Source organism: Streptomyces antnestii (assembly GCF_004005495.1).
In the GTDB taxonomy this organism is placed as follows: domain Bacteria; phylum Actinomycetota; class Actinomycetes; order Streptomycetales; family Streptomycetaceae; genus Streptomyces; species Streptomyces antnestii.
In genome coordinates, this window is record NZ_RZYA01000008.1 from 42,714 (window position 1) to 60,963 (window position 18,250).

The following is an 18,250-nucleotide window of genomic DNA, read 5'->3' on the forward strand; positions in this document are numbered from 1 at the left end:
ACTCACGACGATTGGAGACGATCGTGACCGAGAACGACAGCAGGACTACGGGCCTCGACCGCGCGCCGGCGCCGCCGCCGGTGGCCGACCGGGCCGCCTTCCAGGCCGAACTGGACAAACTGCGGGTCCGCGAGAAGGCGCACACCCGGGAAGGCGACGCGATCGCCGCGGCCCGGCGCCGGCTGCCCATGGTCGAGGTGGCCGCCGACCTCGAACTGACCGGGCCGGACGGGCCGGTCACCCTGCTCGACGCGTTCGAGGGACGCCGGCAGCTCATCGCCTACTACTTCATGTGGCACGACGGCCACGACGCGGCCGGTCAGTGCGAGGGCTGCACCTGGGTCACCACCCAGGTGCAGGAGCTGTCGTACCTGCACTCCCGCGACATCACGTACGCGGTCTTCTGCCAGGGCCCGTACGAGGAAAGCCGCCGCTACCGGGACTTCATGGGCTGGGAGGTGCCGTGGTACTCGGCCCTCCCGTCGCAGGACGAGCTCCTGGTCGGACGCCACGTCGGCATGATGCACCTGGTCTGCTACCTGCGCGACGGCGACCGCGTCTACGAGACGTACTGGACGACGCTGCGCGGCGTGGAGGCGATGGACTACAGCTACGCGCTCATGGACCTGACCGCGTACGGACGCCAGGAGCTGTGGGAGGACTCGCCCCGCGGCCGGCCGCGTGTCCAGGGCACCCCCGTCGACCACATCGGCCTGCGGAGCAACGGGCGCCCCATCCCCCAGTGGTCCCGCATCGAGGCCGGGCGCTCCGACGACCTCAGTCCGGCAGAGGACGCTCGTCGATGACGTTCTTCATCACGAGGGTGGAGGTCAGGCGCTGGACGCCGGGCAGACGCGCGAGCTGCTGGTCGTACAGCGCCTGGAACGCGGCCAGGTCGGCGGTCGCGACCCGCAGCAGGTAGTCGGGCTCACCGAACAGGCGCTGGGCCTGGATGACGTGCGGAACCGCGCTCACGGCCTCTTCGAAGGAGGTGACGGTGTCGGCGTCCTCCCAGCGCAGGGTGGCGAAGACGAGCGCCTCGAAGCTCAGTCCGACAGCCGCCGGGTCGACCACGGCACGGTAGCCGCGGATCGCGCCCCCGCGTTCGAGGTCACGCAGGCGGCGGTGGCAGGGCGAGACGCTGAGCTGCACCCGGGCGGCCAGCTCCGTGACGGTCAGGCGACCGTCCAGCTGTACCTCGGCAAGAATCTTCCGGTCCAGGGCATCCATGAAGAAGATTCTCCCCCACATCAGCCGACGCAGGGGTACATACGCAAACACTTTCGGGCGTATCCGGCCTAGCCTTCCCTCCATAGCAAGAAATGTGAGAGGGAACGATCGATGGATACGACAACGCTGGCGGCTTTCGTGGCGGTGGACCTGCTGCTGGTGTTCACCCCTGGCGCGGACTGGGCCTACGCGATCTCCGCCGGCATGCGCCAGCGCTCGGTCGTCCCGGCGGTCACGGGTCTGATAGCCGGCCACGCCGCCTATGCGCTGGTGGCGGTCGCGGGCCTGGCGGTGATCGTGGCGAGCTCCCCCGCCGTGCTGACCGCCCTGACCGTGACGGGTGCCGGCTACCTGCTGTGGCTGGGCTGGGGCGTGCTCAGGCAGCCGGCCGTACCCGGGGCGGAGGGTGGGACCGTGGCCGCCTCCCGCGTGCGGGTCATGCTCAGGGGGGCGGGGATCAGCGGCCTGAACCCGAAGGCGCTGCTGCTGTACTTCTCGTTGTTCCCGCAGTTCATCGACACCGGCCACGGCTGGCCGGTCGCCGCGCAGACCGGGCTGCTCAGCACCGTGCACCTGACCGCGTGCGCCGTGGTCTACCTGGGCGTCGGCGTGCTGGCCCGCACCGTCCTGAAGACCCGGCCAGCGGCCGCCCGGGCCGTCACGCGGATCAGCGGCGCCATGATGATCGCCATCGGCGCCCTGCTTCTCGTGGAACGCCTGGCCGGCTGAGGACGCAGGGCGAGCCCCGCGGCTAGTCGGCCCAGCGCAGCACCAACGGATCGTGTCTGCGGGCGAGTTCGAGCAGTGAGTTCCTCGTGGCCGGGGTCACCGGGCCGAACGGCGCCCTCGTACGGTCGGACCCGATGATCCCGCCCTCCGCGAGCAGGACCTTTTGCGCGCGCAGCCCGCACTGCCGGTTCTCGAAGTGAATGAGCGGCAGCAGCGCCTCCCAGTCCGCGACCGCGCCCGTACGGTCGCCCGCCCGGTACCGCCGTACGATGCGGCCGAGCCGGTCGGGGACCATCGAGCTGCACATCGTGCCGACCGCGCCGGCGTCCAGATCGGGGATGAGGGTGATCGCTTCCTCGCCGTCGAACGGGCCGGCGAGCCGGTCACCGAGTGCCGCGAGAAGTGTGCGCAGCTTGTCGGCGGTGCCGGGCACCTCGATCTTCACGTGGCTCACCTGCGGTACGTGTTTGACCAGCTGGACGAGGAGTTCGGCGGACAGCGGGGTGGCCGACAACGGCGCGTCCTGGATCACGATCGGGATGTCGATCGCCGCGGCGACGGTCGTGAAGTAGTCGAGCACGGCCGCCTCGGGGACACCCATGGTGGCGCCGAAGAACGGCGCCATCAGCATCACCATCGCGGCGCCCATGTCCTGCGCCTGCCGACTGCGCAACGCGGCAACGCGCGCGCTGTAGTGACTGGTCGTCACCACGACCGGCACGCGGCCCGCCGCACGTTCCAGGACCGTACGGCCGACCCGGTCGCGCTCGTCGTCGGTGAGCGAGAACTGCTCGGAGTAGTTCGCGAGGACGCAGAGCGCGTCGGACTCGGCGTCGATGAGGTAGTCGACCACCCGCGCCAGACCCCCGAGGTCCAGCTCCTCGTCGTCGTGGAAGACGGTGGGGACCACGGGGATCACTCCGCTGAGCACTGTCACACGAACTCCCTTGAAAATGTGATGTATTGACGTTACGTCAGGCAGCCAGGCAGGCAGACAGACAGTCGGTCCAGATGGACAGGGCGACGATCAAACGCTGACGGCCGGGTTGGACAGTCGCCCGACGCCCTCGATCGCGATCTCGACGACGTCCCCCTCCGCGACCGAGACCGACTCGTCCGGTACGGCGCAGGTCCCGGTCGCCAGGACCGCGCCGCGCGGATACGTCTGCGCGCGGTAGAGGTAGGACACCAACTCCTCGTAGTCGCGCCTGAGGCGGGCGGTCGAGGTGGCTCCGGACCACAGCGGCTCACCGCCCCGTGCGATCGTCGCCGTGATGCCGAGCGCGCGCGGCTCGGGTACGGACCGGGCGAGCCGGATCCAGGGGCCGACCGCGCAGGAGTGCCGGTACATCTTGGCCTGCGGGAGGTAGAGCGGGTTCTCGCCCTCGATCGAGCGTGAACTCATGTCGTTGCAGATGGTGTAGCCGACGACGGTGGCGTCGGCGGCGCAGACCAGGGCCAGTTCGGGCTCGGGTACGTTCCAGGCGGAGTCGCCGCGTACGCCGACGGGCCCGCCGGGGCCCGACACCCGCCAGCCGGTCGCCTTGTAGAAGAGCTCGGGCCGCTCGGCGTCGTACACCCGCGCGTACACGTCGGCCGCCTCGGTGCTCTCCTCCATGCGCGCGGCACGTGAGACCTCGTAGGTGACACCGCAGGCCCAGACCTCGGTGTCGTCGTCGAGAGGCGCGAGCAGCGTCAGCCGGCCGGGGTCGGCGTCCGGCGCGGCGTCGATCACCTCGTGCAGCTCCGCGGCCTTCAGCGCCAGCAGCGAGCCCAGCGACCAGGTCGCGTCGAGCGCCGCCAGGCCCCGTTCCGTACGGACGTACCAGTGGATCGCGCCCTGTCCGTCGGCGGCGCGAAGGAGCGAATCGGGCGGGCAGTCGGCGGGATCGAAGGGAGGCGTCGAATCGGTCGGATCGGTCGGATCGGTCGGATCGGTCGTCATGCGGTTTTCCTCTCCGGTACGGGAAGCGGCTCGAAGTTGCCGCAGAGGAACAGGTACGAGAGCGCGCCGACCACCACGATGCCGCCGGTGACGACGAGCGGCAGCACGAACGCCGACGCGCCGCTGCCGCCGAAGAAGCCGAAGAAGAGCGGGCTGATGATGCCGGCGAGGTTCGAGGCGAAGTTCTGGAGTCCGCCGACCGAGCCGACCTGGCCCTCGGTGGGCGCGACGTCCGAGGGCAGCGACCAGATCGCCGAGGCGGCGACCGCGAGGCAGCCCATGGCGAAGGACAGCAGGGCGACGGCCAGTGCCGGGCTGGGCACGAGGGCGGCCAGCGCGATGGTGGAGGCCAGCGCCATGGACAGCACGATGGGTATCTTGCGGCCCTTGGTCGGGCCGAACCTCATGGTCAGCCGGTCCGACCACATACCGCCGAGGAACTCGCAGCCGAACGCCACCAGCGGCGGGATCATCCCGACGAACCCGATCTTGATGAGGTCCATGCCGCGGGCCTCGACGAGATAGCTCGGGAACCAGGTGACGAAGAAGTAGAACGCGAAGTTCAGGGCGAAGAAGCCGAGCATCATGCCCCAGATGGTGCGGTAGCGCAGCAGGTCCACCCAGCGGACGGTGGGACCGGCCGTCGCCGCGCCGCCCTCCTCGACGATCCGCGCGCCGCCCTTCTCGATGTACGCCAGCTCCTCGGGGGCCAGGCGCTCGTGCTGCCGCGGGTCCCGGTACAGCCTGAACCAGCCGACCACCCAGACCAGGCCGAGGCAGCCGCAGACGGCGAAGGAGGCCCGCCAGCCCCACAGCGCGATGATCGAGGTGACGATCGGGAAGGCGAGCGCGGTGCCCAGGCGCGAGCCCGAGTCGTACACCGCGGCGGCCAGCGCCCGCTCGCGCAGCGGGAACCAGCGCCCGATGACCTTGCCGAAGGCCGAGGGGCCGACGGCCTCGCCGACGCCGAGGCCGAGGCGGAAGGCGATCAGTGAACCGACCCCGCCCGCAACGGCGTTGACGGCCGTGAAGAACGACCACCAGATGGTGGCGAAGCCGGCCGCGAGCCGCGGGCCGACCGCGTCCACGACCCGGCCGCCGAGCAGCTGCCCCGGCGCGTAGGTGAAGAAGAAGCAGGCCAGCAGGACGCCGGTGAGCCCCTTGTCGATGTGCAGGTCCTGCTCCATGAAGGGGATCGCCACGGACAGGTTGGCCCTGTCGACGTAGCTGATCGCCGTGCCGGCCAGGGCCAGCCAGGCCATGACCCAGCGCAGTCTCGTCCGTGGTCTGGCCGTCTTCGTGGCCTTCGTCTGTGCTACCGCTGTCATCGCTGCTCCGCCCGCTCGTGCTCGTCGATGAGTACGCTCGATCGGTACGTTCGAAATTTCAGACGTTGTCTGAAGTACCGGGTGGAGGCTAGGGCCGGGTTTTCCGCGCCGTCAATGGCCAGGAAGCGATTACGTCATGACGAGGCGTCAGAAGCGGAGGAGTGAGATCCGGCTCAGCGCGCGCCGAGCACGGACGAGAGCCGTTGCGCGCCGCGCCGGGCGACGTCGGCCCATTCCCCGGGCGCGCGCTGACCCCAGCGGATGTCCGGGACGGACACGCTCACGGAGGCGACGACCGCGCCGCGGTGGTCGCGGACCGGCGCCGCCGCGCAGCTGACGTCCGGCGTGGACTCCCCCGCCTCGAAGGCCAGGCCGGACCGCCGGATCTCGGCGAGCTGGGCGAGGAGTTCGGCCCGGTCGACGATCGAGCGCGGGGTGAGCGAGGGCAGCCCGGCGGCGCTCGGGTACAGAGCCTCCAGCTCCGCCTCGGAGAGGAAGGCGATCAACGCCTTGCCGACGGCGGTGCAGCTCGCGGGAAGCCGCCGCCCCACGGCCGAGACCATCCGTACGGCCTGCCGGCTCTCGACCTTGGCCATGTACACCACGTCCGGGCCGTCGAGCATGCCGACATTGACGGTCTCGTTGCACTCGGCGGCGATCTCCTCGGCGATCAGCCGCCCGCTGGTGACCAGGTCGATCCGCTCGCCGTACGCGTTGCCCAACTGGAAGACCCGCAGCCCGAGATGGAAGCGGCCGGAGACCTTCTCCTTGCGGAGGTAGGACTTGGCGACGAGGGTGGCAAGCAGTTCGTGCACGGTCGCGCGGGGCAGGCCCGTCACCGTGGCGACCTCGGGAGCGGAATATCCGTCGATCGCGCGGGCGTCCAGGAACAGCTCCAGGATGTCCAGCCCCCGCACCAGCGCCGGCGTCAGTCTCGGCATGATCGTCCGCCCTCTCGCCCCACTTGTCGGCCAACTCATTGACACCGGATCGGGCCCGGTTCTACCTTGCGCAAGATATCAAACGCCATCCGAAATCTCGAACAGAGGTGTTCATGGCTCCGCACACTTCCGTATCCGCGCCCACCCCTTCCCGCGCCATCCGGCTCCGCCCCGAGGACGATGTCGCCATCGCGGCCGTGGATCTGACGGCCGGCACCGTGGCCGACGCGGACGGGCTGACCGTCCGGCTCAGGGCCGATGTCGCACGTGGCCACAAGGTCGCACTGCGCGATCTCGGGCGCGGCACCCCCGTCCTGCGGTACGGCCAGGTCATCGGCTTCGCGGGTACGGACATCGCCGCCGGCGACCACGTCCATCTGCACAACCTCGAATACCGCGAGTTCGAGCGCGCGCACGAGTTCGCGGTCGACGCGCGGAAGGAGGAGGTGCTGCCGGTCGCCGAGCAGGCCACCTTCCAGGGCTACGTCCGTTCGGACGGCAAGGTCGGCACCCGTAATTTCCTGGGCATCCTCACCAGCGTCAACTGCTCGGCGACCGCCGCGAAACAGATCGCGGCGCGGCTGCGGTACTCCGGCGTCCTCGACGACTTCCCGCACGTCGACGGCGTGGTCGCGCTCACCCACGGCCAGGGCTGCGGCATGGCGGCCGACGGCGAGGGCATCGACGTACTGCGCCGGGTGATGCGCGGCTATCTGACCCACCCGAACTTCGCCGGGTTCGTGGTCCTGGGGCTCGGCTGCGAGGACAACCAGATCAAGGCGCTCACGGACGGCGGGAATCTCACCCTCCGCCCGGACCTGCCGGTCTTCGCCAGCACGATCCAGGAGATCGGCGGGACGAAGAAGACCGTGGCGGCCGGCATCGAGCGGCTCACCGAGATGCTGCCGGTGGCCGACAGGGCGCGGCGGACGACCGTACCGGCGAGCGAGCTGATCCTCGGCACGAACTGCGGCGGCTCCGACTCGTATTCGGGTATCACCGCCAATCCGGCGCTCGGCAACGCCGTCGACCGGCTCGTCCGGCACGGCGGGACCGGCATCGTCGGCGAGACCCCGGAGATCTACGGCACCGAGCACATGCTCGTACGGCGCGCCGCGCGCCGCGAGGTCGGCGAGAAGCTCCTCGAACGCATCGACTGGTGGCGCGAGTACACCGCCAAGAACGGCGGCTCCATGGACAACAACCCGTCGCCCGGCAACAAGGCGGGCGGTCTCACCACCATCCTGGAGAAGTCGCTCGGCGCGGTGGCCAAGGGCGGCACGACCACCCTGGCCGACGTCGTGGACTACGCGGCGCCGGTCACCGGCAAGGGCTTCGTCTTCATGGACACGCCCGGCTACGACCCGGTGTCGGTGACCGGCATCGTCGCGGGCGGCGCGAACCTGGTCTGCTTCACCACCGGGCGCGGCTCGGCGTTCGGCTGCGCGCCGGTGCCCAGCCTCAAACTCGCCACCAACACCCCGCTGTACGAGCACATGACCGAGGACATGGATATCAACGCGGGCGGGATCATCGACGGCACGACGACGGTCGAGGAGCTGGGCGAGGCCATCTTCGAGCGGGTGCTCGCCGTCGCCTCGGGCGAGCCGACGAAGAGCGAGGCGATGGAGTACGGCGAGGAGGAGTTCGTGCCGTGGCACATCGGGACGGTGATGTGAACCGAGCCGCCCCTTCCGTCTCGGTGACTGAGTTCCGGCGTCACAGGGTCAGCCTGACGACTGAGTTCCGGCGTCACAGGGTCAGGCCGCCGGCAGCTCCTCCGCGTGGAGCCGGCCCGCGTGTACCGCGTCCAGCAGGGCCTGGTGGTCGCGCTCGTTCTGGTCGGCGTAGTCCTCCGCGAACGTCACCAGGGCGCGGTCGAACACCTCACCGCTGCCCAGGTACGCGGCGATCGCGATGCGGTCGCCGGAACGCGCGTGCGCCCGGGCCAGGGTGACCCCGCACACCCCGCCGAAGGCCTTCATGTCCTCCGGCAGCATCCTCTCCGGCATGGCGATGCCCTTCCAGTCGCGCAACTGGCGTATGTAGAAGTCGCGTTGCTTTCCGTCGAACCCGTCCACCCGTTCCCAGCCGAGGAAGATGTCGCTGGCGGCCTGCATCAGCCGCTGGCCCGAGACGACCCGCTCGCCCTGGTTGCGGTAGCGGCTCGCGCCGAGGTGTGCGGCGAGTACGGAGGTGTCCGCCTCCTTGGCCTGCAGGAAGAGCGGGTCCCGGGCGTCACGGCCGGTCAGGAGGATGATCCAGCACCGGGTGCCGACACTGCCGACGCCGACCACCTTGCGGGCGACATCGGCCAGTTGGTAGTCCTCCAGGAGGGCACGCCGGTCGGAGGCCAGCGTGCTGCCGTAGCGCTCGATCAGGCCGCGGAACAGGCGCTCGAAGGCACTGCGCTCGATGTCCGGCATCAGGTCGCCGGCCGGGACGAGCAGCGGGGGGTCCGCCGCGATCCTGGGGCGGCCGTCGACCGTCTCGGTGAGCTTGTCGAACGCCTGCAGGCTGTCGCGAGTACGGGCTTTCGCCATCGCGCGGGCCAGGTTCCGCTGACCGTGCCTGTGGAGCTCGCCCGCGGCGAGGGACTCGAGGACGTCGGCGTCCATCTTCGCGTACCAGACGTCGAGATTGCCCGCCCGCGCGAAGCCGATCATCGCCTCGCGGTACGAGCGCACCGTGGAACTCACGATGCGGGCGCGCTCCGCGTCGTCGAACCCGTTGGCCCGTGCCGCGATGACCAGACTCGCCGAGAGCCGCTTGACGTCCCACTCCCAGGGGCCGGGCAGCGTCTCGTCGAAGTCGTTGATGTCGAACATCAGCTTCCGTTCCGGCGAGGCGAGCAGCCGGAAGTTCAACATGTGTGCGTCTCCGCACAGTTGGGCGTTGAAACCCGAGCGTGGACTGTCGGCGAGGTCGGACGCCATGATCGCGGCGGCGCCCCGGTAGAAGCGGAACGGGGACTCCATCATGCGGCCGTAGCGGATCGGGACGAGCTCGGGAACCCTCGCCGCCGACTGTTCCTCCAGGATCGCCAGCGGGTCCGGCCGGTCCGGGGACGGCCTGTACACGGCGTGATCCGACCGGGGACAGCGGCGACGCGCCTGCTTGCCGAGGGCCGCGCGTTCTTCGGGGGTGATGTGGGGCGACGTACGCATCGCCGTGGTCGCGCTCCGGGACATCGGAGCCCTCCTCCCTGGCCCTGCGGCCGTTGGAACGCCCGACGCCGGAGCGCGGACCGGCGCGTCCGATCTCAGCCCGCGTCGAGCTCGGCGTCCGCGACGGCGATGGCGATGCCGAGCGCCTTGGCGATGTTGCCCGCTGCGGTCATGACATGGGCGGTGCCCACGATGGGCGCGATGGCGACCAGGACGTCCTGCACCTGCTCGGCGGTGACACCGGTCCGGAGCGCGGGCTCGATGTGGGCCGCGTAGGAAATGGGCGGGGCGTCCGAGGCGGCGAGCGCCGCGATACGCGTAAGAAGGAGCGTGTCCTGCGAGAGGCCGCACCGGTCGATCGAATCGGCCGTCATGGCGACAATCGTGTCCAGGACGGGGGTTTCAGATGCAGTGGCCATACCGAATAGCCTCCTGGCGATTTTCGGGCGGGGGTCCGTGTATGTCGACCGAACAACCAGATCCGACCTCCCTTCGACTCTAGAACCGTTCGCGTCGGGGCCGCGCGCGCCGGCGCGCGATGTACAGGCCGAGCAGCATGCCCACGACGAGGGTGACGGTGAGAACGCTCCAGAGCGGAAGCGTCACTGTCGGGATCCACAGCCTGACGGTGACGGAACCCGTATTGGCCGCGATGAACCAGATCGCCGCCACGGCGAGAATCAGGAAACCAAGGGTGCGAAGCCGCATGGCGCGCCCTTTGACGGTCACGGTGGACGGGCCATGCCCTTGCGTGGAGCTCTGGGCCATGAACCCATTGTCCGATGGTTGGGAGGATCGGTCGAATTGTGCGGTGCCGGAGCGCTGCCTGGTGCGCTGCCTGGGAGCGGCTCACCTCGCTGCCCGGTGCACCGAGAAACCCCCTTCGCGTGATCGTCCCCGCACGCACCGACATAGACTCGATCTCGCCCGGACGCGTCAGCTTGTCGCTAGCAGGGGGAATGGATCTCGTGGCCAACGCACTGCAGGAATTGGTGAAGAGCCGGCTGGAGCAGCAGGGCTGGTCCTACGGTGACGTGGCCCGGCGCGGCGGCATCCCGCGATCCACCGTCCACCACCTCGCGACCGTCGCACAGGTGGCCCGTATGCCACAGCAAGCCACCCTCGAAGGCCTCGCCCGAGGACTGGAACTCCCCCTGGACTCCGTACGCAGAGCCGCCGCCGAAGCCTGCGGCATCCACCTCTACTTCGAAGACCCCGCCGACACCGCCTCCGACCCGGAGATCGCCACCCTCATCGCCAGCGTCCAACGCCTCTCCGAAGCCGACCGCCGCCACGTCACCGCACTCGTCGAATCCCTCCTCCGCAGCACCCCCGACGGCGACGCCCGGACAGACTCCGGCTCGGGATCCGGTGACTGATGTGGGGTGTCGGGGCGTTCACCGCCCGTCACCGAGGATCCGCAGCCATCTGATCACCGCGGCCACCGTCTGGTAGTCGAGCTCGGCGATCCGGGTGACGGCGCGGAGGTCGGTCGTCCGTACCGTGACACAGGCCGCGTCGAGGGCACAGTGCAGCATCACCTGGTGCGCCTGCGTGGCCGGCAGGTCGCCCTCCGTGCGCATGTGGGGGCGCAGCAGCGCGGAGATGGGCAGTGGGGGCGTGGGGTGTGCGGGGTGTTCCAGGGCCATGTTCCGGTTCCTCTCAGGAAGGGGTGCCGTCACCGGTGCGGCCCTGGATACCGGCCCTGCGCATGAGTAGTTCCACCGTCCCGTGACTGACGGCGATCCCGTACGTCCCGGTGAGTTCGCTGTGGATGCGCCGGTATCCATGGGTGGCGCCGGAGGCGGCGTGGAGGGTGATGATGAGTTCGGTGAGCCAGGTGTGACGGATCGACCGGGCGGACGGACGCCGGGTGCGCCAGGTGAAGTAGCCGGACTCGGTCACCCCGAGCGCCTGGGTGGCGGTCCGCACGGGCAGTCCTTCGCCGGCCATCACGTGCACGGCCTCGAATCGCCTTTTGGGGACACCACATCGCGCAGGAGCTCGATCGCGCGCCGCAGGACGGCGAGCTCGGACTCCAGTTCGGCGATACGCCGGCGTGCGGCCCTGGGGTCCAACCCCGTGGAAGGCTCGGGCCGCCCGCCTCTGCTGAGGTGCGGCAGATGCCGGCGCCGCCACTGGTAGACCGTCTGGTCGCTGAGGCCGAGAGCGACGGCGACCTTCTTCACGGGCTCGCCGTCGGCGAGCAGGTCCAGGGCCTTGCGGCGCAGTTCGGGCGGGTATCGCATGGGTCGCATGGGCGTCGTCCCTGGGAAGGTCGGCCCCCGGGCCCGGGAGAGTGGGCCCGGGCCCGGGGAGGCGGTGGGCTCTCCGTGGGTACGGAGCGCCGGAGGGGGCTAGTCGATGTGGCGCCGGAGGGTGACCGTGGGCCGCGAGCCCAGCGGGTCGACGGTCTCGCCATGCGGCGCGGCCGCCACCCCCTGCCGGAGGAGGCTCACGACCTCGGCGGCCAGGGCGTCGGCGTGGCCCTTGACGACGTCGATCGGCTCGCCACTGCGTTCCAGCGCGGCCAGCCGCCCTTCGTACCCGGCGAGTTGGTCCCTGGTCGAGGGGCTCAGCGTGAACCGGAACGGGGTCGAGACGATGAACTGGTAGGCGCCGGCGAAGGTCTCGCACCCCTCGCAGTGGTCGTTGACGGCCTTGCTCGTGTTCGAGGCGTTGAGGCCGGCGACCCCGTTCGTGGTGACGACCTGGAAGGACAGCGCGATCGACCGGCAGGGCGCGTCGATCGAACAGCCGACGGAGCGGGCGATCGCCCGGTTGCGTACGCCGGCGCCCACGACCGTGCCGAGCTGATGGATCGTGAACTCCTCGTCGTGGTCGACGCGGTGCCTGGGGTTGGCCAGGGACCGCGCCTCGTCCACGGCGATGCCGACGCCGCCGGTGATGCGGGATCCGGTCACCGCACCCGCTGGGGTCATGGTGGCGAGTCCGGTCAGGCAGACGGTGGTCAGCAGGCCCAGGCGTACGGCCGTCCGGCCGACTGTGCCGGTGCGTGGCTTTCGGTGGCTCACTGAAGTTCTCCTTGTTGTACGGGCATGGGTACGGGTGCGGGTTCGGGTGCGGGATTCACCAGGCGTAGGGGTCGGGGAAGCTCTCCGTGGGCTGTGGCGAGGTGGGGCTCGTCGAGGGCTGGGCCGACGGTGAGGCGCTCGGCGTACCGGCCGGGGGGCTGGGACCGGACGGCGTCGGACCAGGACTGCGGCTCGGGGCCGTGCTCGAAGTCGCCGGCCTGGGTGTCGGGGCCGCCGCCTTGGTCTCCCCCTCGGCCGAGGGGGAAGCGCTCGCCGTGCCGGCCTCGCCGGACGGGCTGGCGTCGGGCGTCGGCGAGAGCAGGCTCGCCTCCGGCGACGGGCCGGTGAGGTCGGGCGAGTCCGGCCGGACGTCGTCGCGCGGCGCCTCGTCCGAGGCCGACGGCGATGCCGCCGCGCGGAGCGTGGGCACACCGGGCTGGAGAATGGGGACGATGGGCGGCTGCGGCGGCAGCGGCTTGGGCGTCATTCCGCCCGCCCATGCCGCGCCGAGCGCGGTGGCCGCGGCCAGTACACCGGCGCAGATGACCAGCCGCAGCCGGAGGTTTCCCTCGGTGGCGCGGAGGGTCGCCCGGACGAGGCGCCCGGTCAGGCGCACGGTGAGATACCCCGCGCCGGCCAAGGGGCAAAGGATCATGAACCCGCCGACGACGCCGACGAGTCCGGCCGCGATCTGCCCGTCGGCGAAGGCGGACCAGGTTCCGGTCGCCTGCTCCGTCAGCGAACGCAGCCCGGTGGCGAGCAGGCGCGGAAGGTTCCACAGGACGTAACCGAGCTCGCCGAGGATCAGCGGCACCATGGTCAGCACCCAGCCGGTCACGATGACCCGTGCGGAGCGCTTGAGGTCGGCCACCTCCGGGGGGAGCGGCCGGCCCGGCAGCATGCTCAGGAGGATGGGTCTGATCTTGCCGTAGAGGTCGGGGATCCCCGCGAGGTCACCGAGGATGTAGTAGCCGTCAAGGCGGACCGCCGGCATCAGCTGTTCGAGGATCTCGAAGTGCACGAGGTAGACCGCGCCGAGGAAGAAGGGCTGGCCGGTGAGGAGGTAGGCGCCGGCAAGGCCCAGCACGAAGACGACGTTGAAGTAGACGCCGCCCAGGTCGGTGCGGATCCGGCCGGCCCGGTTGATGCGGTAGACGTCGGTGACGTCGGTGTACATCGAGGGCCAGATCAGGAAGAGGCCGCACCCGATGCTTCCGGGGCGCGCGCCCCCGTACCGGCAGGCCGAGGCGTGGCCGAACTCGTGGAACACGAGCGAGGCCACGATCAGCGCGAAGACGGCCAGCATCAGGACGGGTTGCTCCAGCACCTGGAGCACCGGTTGCATCGCGCCGTGGTAGCCGAACAGCCAGACGTCCAGCACTGTGACCGCCGCGAGCACCAGGGCCACCACCGGGGGCCGGTGCAGCCAGGCCAGTGCCGTGGCGATACGGGCGACCTGCCGTTCGCGGAAGATCACCCGGTGACCCTTGAGGACCAGGAGGAGATCGGACCGGGGAACGGCGACGACCTGCTCGTCCACCTGCCCGAACGGGACGGTGAGGCCGAGCGGTTCGAGCTTCTGCTCCACGAGGTAATGGATGTTGTCCGCGCTGAGCTCGCGCCCGAAGCGGCCGCTGACCCGGTGGGAGATGCCCTCGGTGTCGCGTACACCGTCGATGGCTTCGATCACGAGATAGAGCAGCCGGGAGAGCTGGACCACCTGTCCGTCCGCGCGGCGGACCAGATACTTGCGTTCCGTGAAACCGGATCCCTGGTACTCGCCCAGGCGTTGAAGCCCCGCGCCGATTCGCGGGACGGGGAAGAGCGGTTTCTCGTCCACGTCCCCGGGCAACGTGCTGTCGGTGTCCCGGACCGCCGTCCCCATAGGAGCGGGGTCATGGGCCCCCTGGCCGTCGGCCATCGTCCTGCCCTCCCTCCCCGGTGCGGACCGCGTCGCTCGCCTCGAACACGGTCCGCACGCGTCGGGTGCCGTTACTGGTGGATGTTGATGGTCTGGTTGGCCTCGGAGGCGGCGATGGCCTCCGGGGAGTCGATGTTCGCCGCCACCGAGCTGTTGTGGGCGTCGACGTAGGCGACGTGCCGCGTCACATTGGTGGTCTTGACGAAGCTGAACTTCAGCCGGCCCAGAGCCTCACGGCCGGGCAGCAGTTCCGCGGACTCCTCGTTGAGCTGTTCGTTGTTCATGGTGAAACCTCTTTCGGGATGATGGGTCGGTTACTGAGAGACGTTGATGGTCTGGTTGGCCTCGGAGGCGGCGATGGCCTCGGGCGAGCAGACGTTCGCCGCGAGCGAGTTGTTCTGGGCCTGGACGTACGCGACGTGCCGCGTCACGTTGGTCGTCTTGACGAAGCTGAACTTCAGCCGGCCCAGAGCCTCACGGCCGGGCAGCAGCTCTGCGGATTCCGCGTCCAGCTCACGCATGCCGAGCATGGTGGTTCCTTTACTGAATGGGCATGGACGGTCACGTCCGATCCCGGACGTCCATTCATGCCGGACGATCTGTCTGACGAGGTTGGACAGTAGACCGTCCAAGAACCTCGGACAACCACTTCACGCACATCGCCCGCCACCGGACATGTCGCCCAACGGGGGAAACGGCAGGTGGGAGCGCGAACGGCCGGACGCGAACTCCGCCCGACACGCTTCGCGTTCCCACCCGAATGGCTCAACTCAGGGCCGTTCGGCCCATGTTGTACGGCTCCCCCATGACTATCCTCTCGACCCCCAGGACGGGTGAACCGCCCGAAACCTCTGCGAGAGGGGCGCACGTGCTTGTCGTCCAAGGAGTGCCCGCGACCGCCGTCGTGCGCGACAGAACGGGAGAACCGGTCGTCCTGCTCTCCGGCGAACTCCCCGAGGCACTCACCCCGGCCGCCCTCGCCGAACTTCTGAACCTGGCCGCCGCCGTCCTCGACGCGCAGGAGCTGCGGCTGTTCCGGAAGTGCCTGTCCGCGCTGCGCTGCGGCGAGAAACTCGACGAACGCCGGATCGAGGTCAGCGGAGCCGTCCTGACCGTCTACCGAAGCTGAACGTCTACCGAAACCGGCCGTCCACCGAAGCCGGCCGCGCCGAACTGACTGCGCACAACACGGGGCGAATACACCGCGCCAGATTTCCGTTTCCGCAGGACAGAACTCCCACTCACGAAAACGGCAGAGAATTCTTCAACGCATTACCCGGGGCGGCCCGGATTTGTTTTTGATAAATCACGGCGACCCGCAACACGACTACGACATACCGGAGTTGCTTCACCCTGAAGAGTGTTTCCGGCCGCTGCGGGAGCGAGCCCGGAATTGCCAGGTAAGCAAAGGTCAGAGCATGATTCGGGCGCCACAGAACCCTCCGCCGATGCTGGTCCAGTAAGTCGCCCACAGCCGGTTCGATGAATGAGCAATGAGCCATTGCCGAGTAATGTCTGGCACGCCATCCGGCAATTCATCGAATCAAGGAGAAACGCGATGAGAAAACTCGCACGCGCCACCGCGACGGCCGCCCTGACCGTCGCAGCGGTCGCCATCCCCCTGACCGGCACGGCCATGGCCTCCACCGCGACGGCCGCCCCGATCCAGGCCCACCGGCTCATGCACAAGCCGGCCCTCCACAACGACGGCTGGTGCGGGGACTACCGGTACCACCGGCACCACCGCGGGCACTACTGGAGCCGGTGGGACGACAACTGCGGCTACCGCTGGGGCTGGAGGGGCTACCGCCACGCCAACTACCGTGACTACGACGACCACAACGGCTACGACGACTACAGGAACTGTGACCGCGACTTCTGATCCGGTCTGATCGGGCGGCACCCGATGTGGGCGCATCCGACGCGGGGCGCACCCGATGCGGGGCTTCCGGGAGGCAACTCCCGGAAGCCCCGCGGCCGTGTCCGGGATCAACTCCGGTAGACGGTCAGGACCGCTCCGCTCACTTCGATCCGGCGCTCGTCGAGTTTCTCGCCACAGCGCAGCGCGGACAGGCACCTCCGGAACAGCCGCAGTTCCTGCGCGTCGAGGACCGCGGCGGCCAGGTTCAACAGCACGTCGAGGGCTGCGGGGGTGAGCGCCTCGGGGAGTTCACCGGAGAGCAGGACGACCGGCTCTCCCGTCCTGCCCCGCACGACGGCGGTCGCGGACACCCCATGGACGACAAGCACGTGGACCCCCCTCTCCCCGGAGGCTTCGGGCGGTTCGACGCGGCCCGTGCGACGAGAGGATAGCCGCGATGGAAGGATTTTTACGGCGATCTGACGCTTTCGCCGCACAAGGAACGTCCGCGCACGGAAGCCCCTAGCCGGGGCCGTCGGGGGTGCTGCGGAGGAGGGATTCGACGAGTGCGGTGACGTGGCGGCGGTCGGCTTCGGAGAGGCGTTGGACGCTGGCGATGAGGGTGGCGATCTCCGGGTCGGACGTGGTGTCGGCGGGGTCTTCGAAGTAGAGGTGGATGCCGCAGGCTTCGGCGGCGGCTCTGCGTACGGAGTCCAGGGGGAGTTCCAGTCCTCGGGCGAGGCCTTCGAGGGTGGCTTGCTGTGGCATACGGGCCACCTGTGCGACGGTCGCGAGGTGGTGGACGGTGGATCGCGGGATGCCGCCGCGCCGGGCCACGTCACCGTAGGACCAGCCCTGCTGCTCCAGTCGGCTCTTCACCAATTCCTGCAGTGCGTTGGCCACGAGATCGATTCTCCCTGTCGGCAAGGCGGTTGAGCAAACACAGTTGAACGGCTTGCCATCAGGTGCTACGAGGGACTGGCGTCCAATGTCGTTGGACACTCTCCGTCGGCACCACGACCGCTGGGTTCAACGCTTCGCGGCCTGCTCCGTCACGCCCGGCACCCCCACCCCGTAAGCCAAGGGGCGCGCACCGGTCGCCGGGGAAGGGGCGCCGCCATACCGTGGCGGCATGAGACGCATCGACAGCGAACAGGCGCGGCACATCGTCGAAGCAGGCAAGGTCATGCCGCGCGACGAACTCGAGCGGATCGCCGCCGCGCGGCACCCGGCGAGAAAGGACGTCCTCGGGTTCGAGTACGGCGAGGACGAGACCGCGCCCGGCCGCTACCGGTTCGCCGTAGAGGTCGAGGACGCCGCCGGGGTCGTGTGGTGGATCGAGCTCAACGCCCACACGGGCGAGATCCTCGAGGAGGACAACTCCGCGAATCGCTGAAGGCGCGACTCCCGTCCCGGGCCGGGTTCGGACAGCCGGGCGACGAGGATGCCCCTGACGCGGCCCGTCAGTCCGGTCCTGGCCCGTCTCCGGGCCAGAAGTTCCCGGCACCGGCGGCGCTCAAGTAGCCATGGCGAGCGGCACCGGCGAGGTGAGGGCCTCCAGCCGCTTGATCTTCCTGCGGACGACGTACAGGGGGATCACCCCGAAGGCCCCGAAGGACATGTCGATGACCGACCACCAGAAGGGGATGCCGCGGAGCGGTCCGCAGATCAGGGCGAGCGGGACGATGCCGGCGCAGGCGATCATCGCGAACTCGACGACCCAGATGTTGCGGACCGGGTCGCGGTAGGGCCCGTAGAAGGCGACGGCGATCACTAGGTGCGCGAACGCCAGCCAGTCCGTGCCGTACAGCAGGAAGGGGTACCTCGCGTCGGCGACGTCGAGCCCCTGCCGTACGCGCTCGATCCAGGCCATGAGCGCGGGCAGATGCTCCGGCACGGACAAGGACCTCAACAGGTCCTCGGTCCAGTGCAGTTCGTGCACCAGAGGAAAGGCAGTCGCCCCGCTCAGCACGAGGCAGACGACGAAGAGGACCAGCCACGCACGGATGCCCTTGAGAAGGGCGGCTCTGTCACCACTGTCGCTCATGGCAGGAGCGTACGCCCTACTTGAACGCGTTCAAAACGGGCCCAGC

At 69.6% G+C, this 18,250-nt stretch carries 25 protein-coding genes; 7 read left to right on the top strand and 18 right to left on the bottom strand.

Going from position 1 to position 18,250, the window contains the following annotated elements:
- Positions 1-23: 23 nt before the first annotated feature.
- Positions 24-806, top strand: a complete 783-nt coding sequence (locus tag EOT10_RS18375; RefSeq protein ID WP_127829321.1) for a DUF899 family protein — start codon at positions 24-26, stop codon at positions 804-806.
- On the opposite strand, the gene EOT10_RS18380 is transcribed toward EOT10_RS18375, so the two are convergent.
- Complete coding sequence (locus EOT10_RS18380; protein WP_127829322.1) at positions 778-1,230, bottom strand: Lrp/AsnC family transcriptional regulator; 453 nt, start codon at positions 1,228-1,230, stop codon at positions 778-780. The genes EOT10_RS18375 and EOT10_RS18380 overlap by 29 nt on opposite strands.
- Before the next feature lie 111 nt (positions 1,231-1,341).
- Here EOT10_RS18380 and EOT10_RS18385 point away from each other — a divergent pair, with 111 nt between their 5' ends.
- Positions 1,342-1,959 carry a LysE family translocator gene (locus EOT10_RS18385; protein WP_127829323.1) on the top strand — a complete coding sequence of 206 codons (618 nt, stop codon included), beginning with the start codon at positions 1,342-1,344 and terminating at the stop codon, positions 1,957-1,959.
- A 22-nt stretch (positions 1,960-1,981) separates the two neighbouring features.
- Here the strand turns inward: EOT10_RS18385 and EOT10_RS18390 are convergent, their stop codons facing one another.
- The 4 genes from EOT10_RS18390 to EOT10_RS18405 form a co-directional block, all read right to left on the bottom strand.
- Positions 1,982-2,896, bottom strand: coding sequence for a dihydrodipicolinate synthase family protein (locus EOT10_RS18390; RefSeq protein WP_127829324.1), 915 nt, complete (start codon positions 2,894-2,896; stop codon positions 1,982-1,984).
- A gap of 90 nt (positions 2,897-2,986) precedes the next feature.
- Positions 2,987-3,904, bottom strand: a complete 918-nt coding sequence (locus EOT10_RS18395) for a fumarylacetoacetate hydrolase family protein (RefSeq protein WP_127829325.1) — start codon at positions 3,902-3,904, stop codon at positions 2,987-2,989.
- Positions 3,901-5,232: an MFS transporter gene (locus tag EOT10_RS18400; protein WP_127829326.1), complete on the bottom strand. Its 1,332-nt coding sequence runs from the start codon at positions 5,230-5,232 to the stop codon at positions 3,901-3,903. Before EOT10_RS18400 ends, EOT10_RS18395 begins: the two co-directional genes overlap by 4 nt.
- Positions 5,233-5,405: 173 nt before the next feature.
- Entirely contained in the window at positions 5,406-6,173 is a 768-nt protein-coding gene (locus EOT10_RS18405; RefSeq protein WP_127829327.1) for an IclR family transcriptional regulator, read from the bottom strand.
- Between the two features lie 113 nt (positions 6,174-6,286).
- Between EOT10_RS18405 and EOT10_RS18410 the strand changes: the two genes are divergently transcribed.
- Positions 6,287-7,852: a UxaA family hydrolase gene (locus tag EOT10_RS18410; RefSeq protein WP_127829328.1), complete on the top strand. Its 1,566-nt coding sequence runs from the start codon at positions 6,287-6,289 to the stop codon at positions 7,850-7,852.
- 81 nt (positions 7,853-7,933) lie between these two features.
- On the opposite strand, the gene EOT10_RS18415 is transcribed toward EOT10_RS18410, so the two are convergent.
- From EOT10_RS18415 to EOT10_RS18425, 3 genes are all read right to left on the bottom strand, one after another.
- Positions 7,934-9,364 (bottom strand): DUF2252 domain-containing protein, encoded by a 1,431-nt coding sequence (locus tag EOT10_RS18415; protein WP_127829329.1) that lies wholly within the window; start codon positions 9,362-9,364, stop codon positions 7,934-7,936.
- Between the two features lie 71 nt (positions 9,365-9,435).
- A complete protein-coding gene (locus tag EOT10_RS18420; protein WP_127829330.1) occupies positions 9,436-9,759 on the bottom strand; it encodes a carboxymuconolactone decarboxylase family protein in 324 nt (107 codons plus the stop codon).
- Positions 9,760-9,838: 79 nt separating this feature from the next.
- Complete coding sequence (locus tag EOT10_RS18425) at positions 9,839-10,108, bottom strand: LapA family protein (protein WP_223281051.1); 270 nt, start codon at positions 10,106-10,108, stop codon at positions 9,839-9,841.
- 200 nt (positions 10,109-10,308) lie between these two features.
- On the opposite strand from EOT10_RS18425, the gene EOT10_RS18430 reads away from it, so the two are divergent.
- Positions 10,309-10,719 (top strand): helix-turn-helix domain-containing protein, encoded by a 411-nt coding sequence (locus EOT10_RS18430; RefSeq protein ID WP_127829331.1) that lies wholly within the window; start codon positions 10,309-10,311, stop codon positions 10,717-10,719.
- A gap of 18 nt (positions 10,720-10,737) precedes the next feature.
- Here EOT10_RS18430 and EOT10_RS18435 read toward each other — a convergent pair whose 3' ends face one another.
- From EOT10_RS18435 to EOT10_RS18465, 7 genes are all read right to left on the bottom strand, one after another.
- Positions 10,738-10,989 (bottom strand): hypothetical protein, encoded by a 252-nt coding sequence (locus EOT10_RS18435; protein WP_127829332.1) that lies wholly within the window; start codon positions 10,987-10,989, stop codon positions 10,738-10,740.
- 13 nt (positions 10,990-11,002) lie between these two features.
- Positions 11,003-11,272, bottom strand: coding sequence for an IS3 family transposase (locus tag EOT10_RS18440; protein WP_189491749.1), 270 nt, complete (start codon positions 11,270-11,272; stop codon positions 11,003-11,005).
- 20 nt (positions 11,273-11,292) lie between these two features.
- Positions 11,293-11,598, bottom strand: coding sequence for a helix-turn-helix domain-containing protein (locus EOT10_RS18445; protein WP_223281052.1), 306 nt, complete (start codon positions 11,596-11,598; stop codon positions 11,293-11,295).
- A gap of 99 nt (positions 11,599-11,697) precedes the next feature.
- The gene (locus EOT10_RS18450; protein ID WP_127829334.1) at positions 11,698-12,375 is read right to left on the bottom strand and encodes a hypothetical protein; all 678 of its coding nucleotides are present in this window, start codon (positions 12,373-12,375) and stop codon (positions 11,698-11,700) included.
- Between the two features lie 55 nt (positions 12,376-12,430).
- Positions 12,431-14,296, bottom strand: a complete 1,866-nt coding sequence (locus EOT10_RS18455) for a zinc metalloprotease (protein ID WP_431313299.1) — start codon at positions 14,294-14,296, stop codon at positions 12,431-12,433.
- Between the two features lie 71 nt (positions 14,297-14,367).
- Positions 14,368-14,580, bottom strand: a complete 213-nt coding sequence (locus tag EOT10_RS18460; RefSeq protein WP_127829335.1) for a hypothetical protein — start codon at positions 14,578-14,580, stop codon at positions 14,368-14,370.
- A gap of 30 nt (positions 14,581-14,610) precedes the next feature.
- The gene (locus EOT10_RS18465) at positions 14,611-14,826 is read right to left on the bottom strand and encodes a hypothetical protein (protein ID WP_189491753.1); all 216 of its coding nucleotides are present in this window, start codon (positions 14,824-14,826) and stop codon (positions 14,611-14,613) included.
- 338 nt (positions 14,827-15,164) lie between these two features.
- Here EOT10_RS18465 and EOT10_RS18470 point away from each other — a divergent pair, with 338 nt between their 5' ends.
- Together EOT10_RS18470 and EOT10_RS18475 are read left to right on the top strand one after the other, a co-directional pair.
- Positions 15,165-15,425, top strand: a complete 261-nt coding sequence (locus EOT10_RS18470; protein ID WP_127829337.1) for a hypothetical protein — start codon at positions 15,165-15,167, stop codon at positions 15,423-15,425.
- Between the two features lie 429 nt (positions 15,426-15,854).
- On the top strand, positions 15,855-16,178 hold the full coding sequence (locus EOT10_RS18475; protein ID WP_127829338.1) for a hypothetical protein: 324 nt from the start codon (positions 15,855-15,857) through the stop codon (positions 16,176-16,178).
- Between the two features lie 107 nt (positions 16,179-16,285).
- On the opposite strand, the gene EOT10_RS18480 is transcribed toward EOT10_RS18475, so the two are convergent.
- Both EOT10_RS18480 and EOT10_RS18485 read right to left on the bottom strand, forming a co-directional pair.
- Entirely contained in the window at positions 16,286-16,546 is a 261-nt protein-coding gene (locus tag EOT10_RS18480) for a hypothetical protein (protein ID WP_127829339.1), read from the bottom strand.
- A gap of 133 nt (positions 16,547-16,679) precedes the next feature.
- Positions 16,680-17,060, bottom strand: coding sequence for a helix-turn-helix domain-containing protein (locus EOT10_RS18485; protein ID WP_127829340.1), 381 nt, complete (start codon positions 17,058-17,060; stop codon positions 16,680-16,682).
- A gap of 229 nt (positions 17,061-17,289) precedes the next feature.
- On the opposite strand from EOT10_RS18485, the gene EOT10_RS18490 reads away from it, so the two are divergent.
- Entirely contained in the window at positions 17,290-17,553 is a 264-nt protein-coding gene (locus EOT10_RS18490) for a PepSY domain-containing protein (RefSeq protein ID WP_127829341.1), read from the top strand.
- Positions 17,554-17,673: 120 nt separating this feature from the next.
- Here EOT10_RS18490 and EOT10_RS18495 read toward each other — a convergent pair whose 3' ends face one another.
- Positions 17,674-18,204 (bottom strand): hypothetical protein, encoded by a 531-nt coding sequence (locus EOT10_RS18495; protein ID WP_127829342.1) that lies wholly within the window; start codon positions 18,202-18,204, stop codon positions 17,674-17,676.
- Positions 18,205-18,250: the final 46 nt, after the last annotated feature.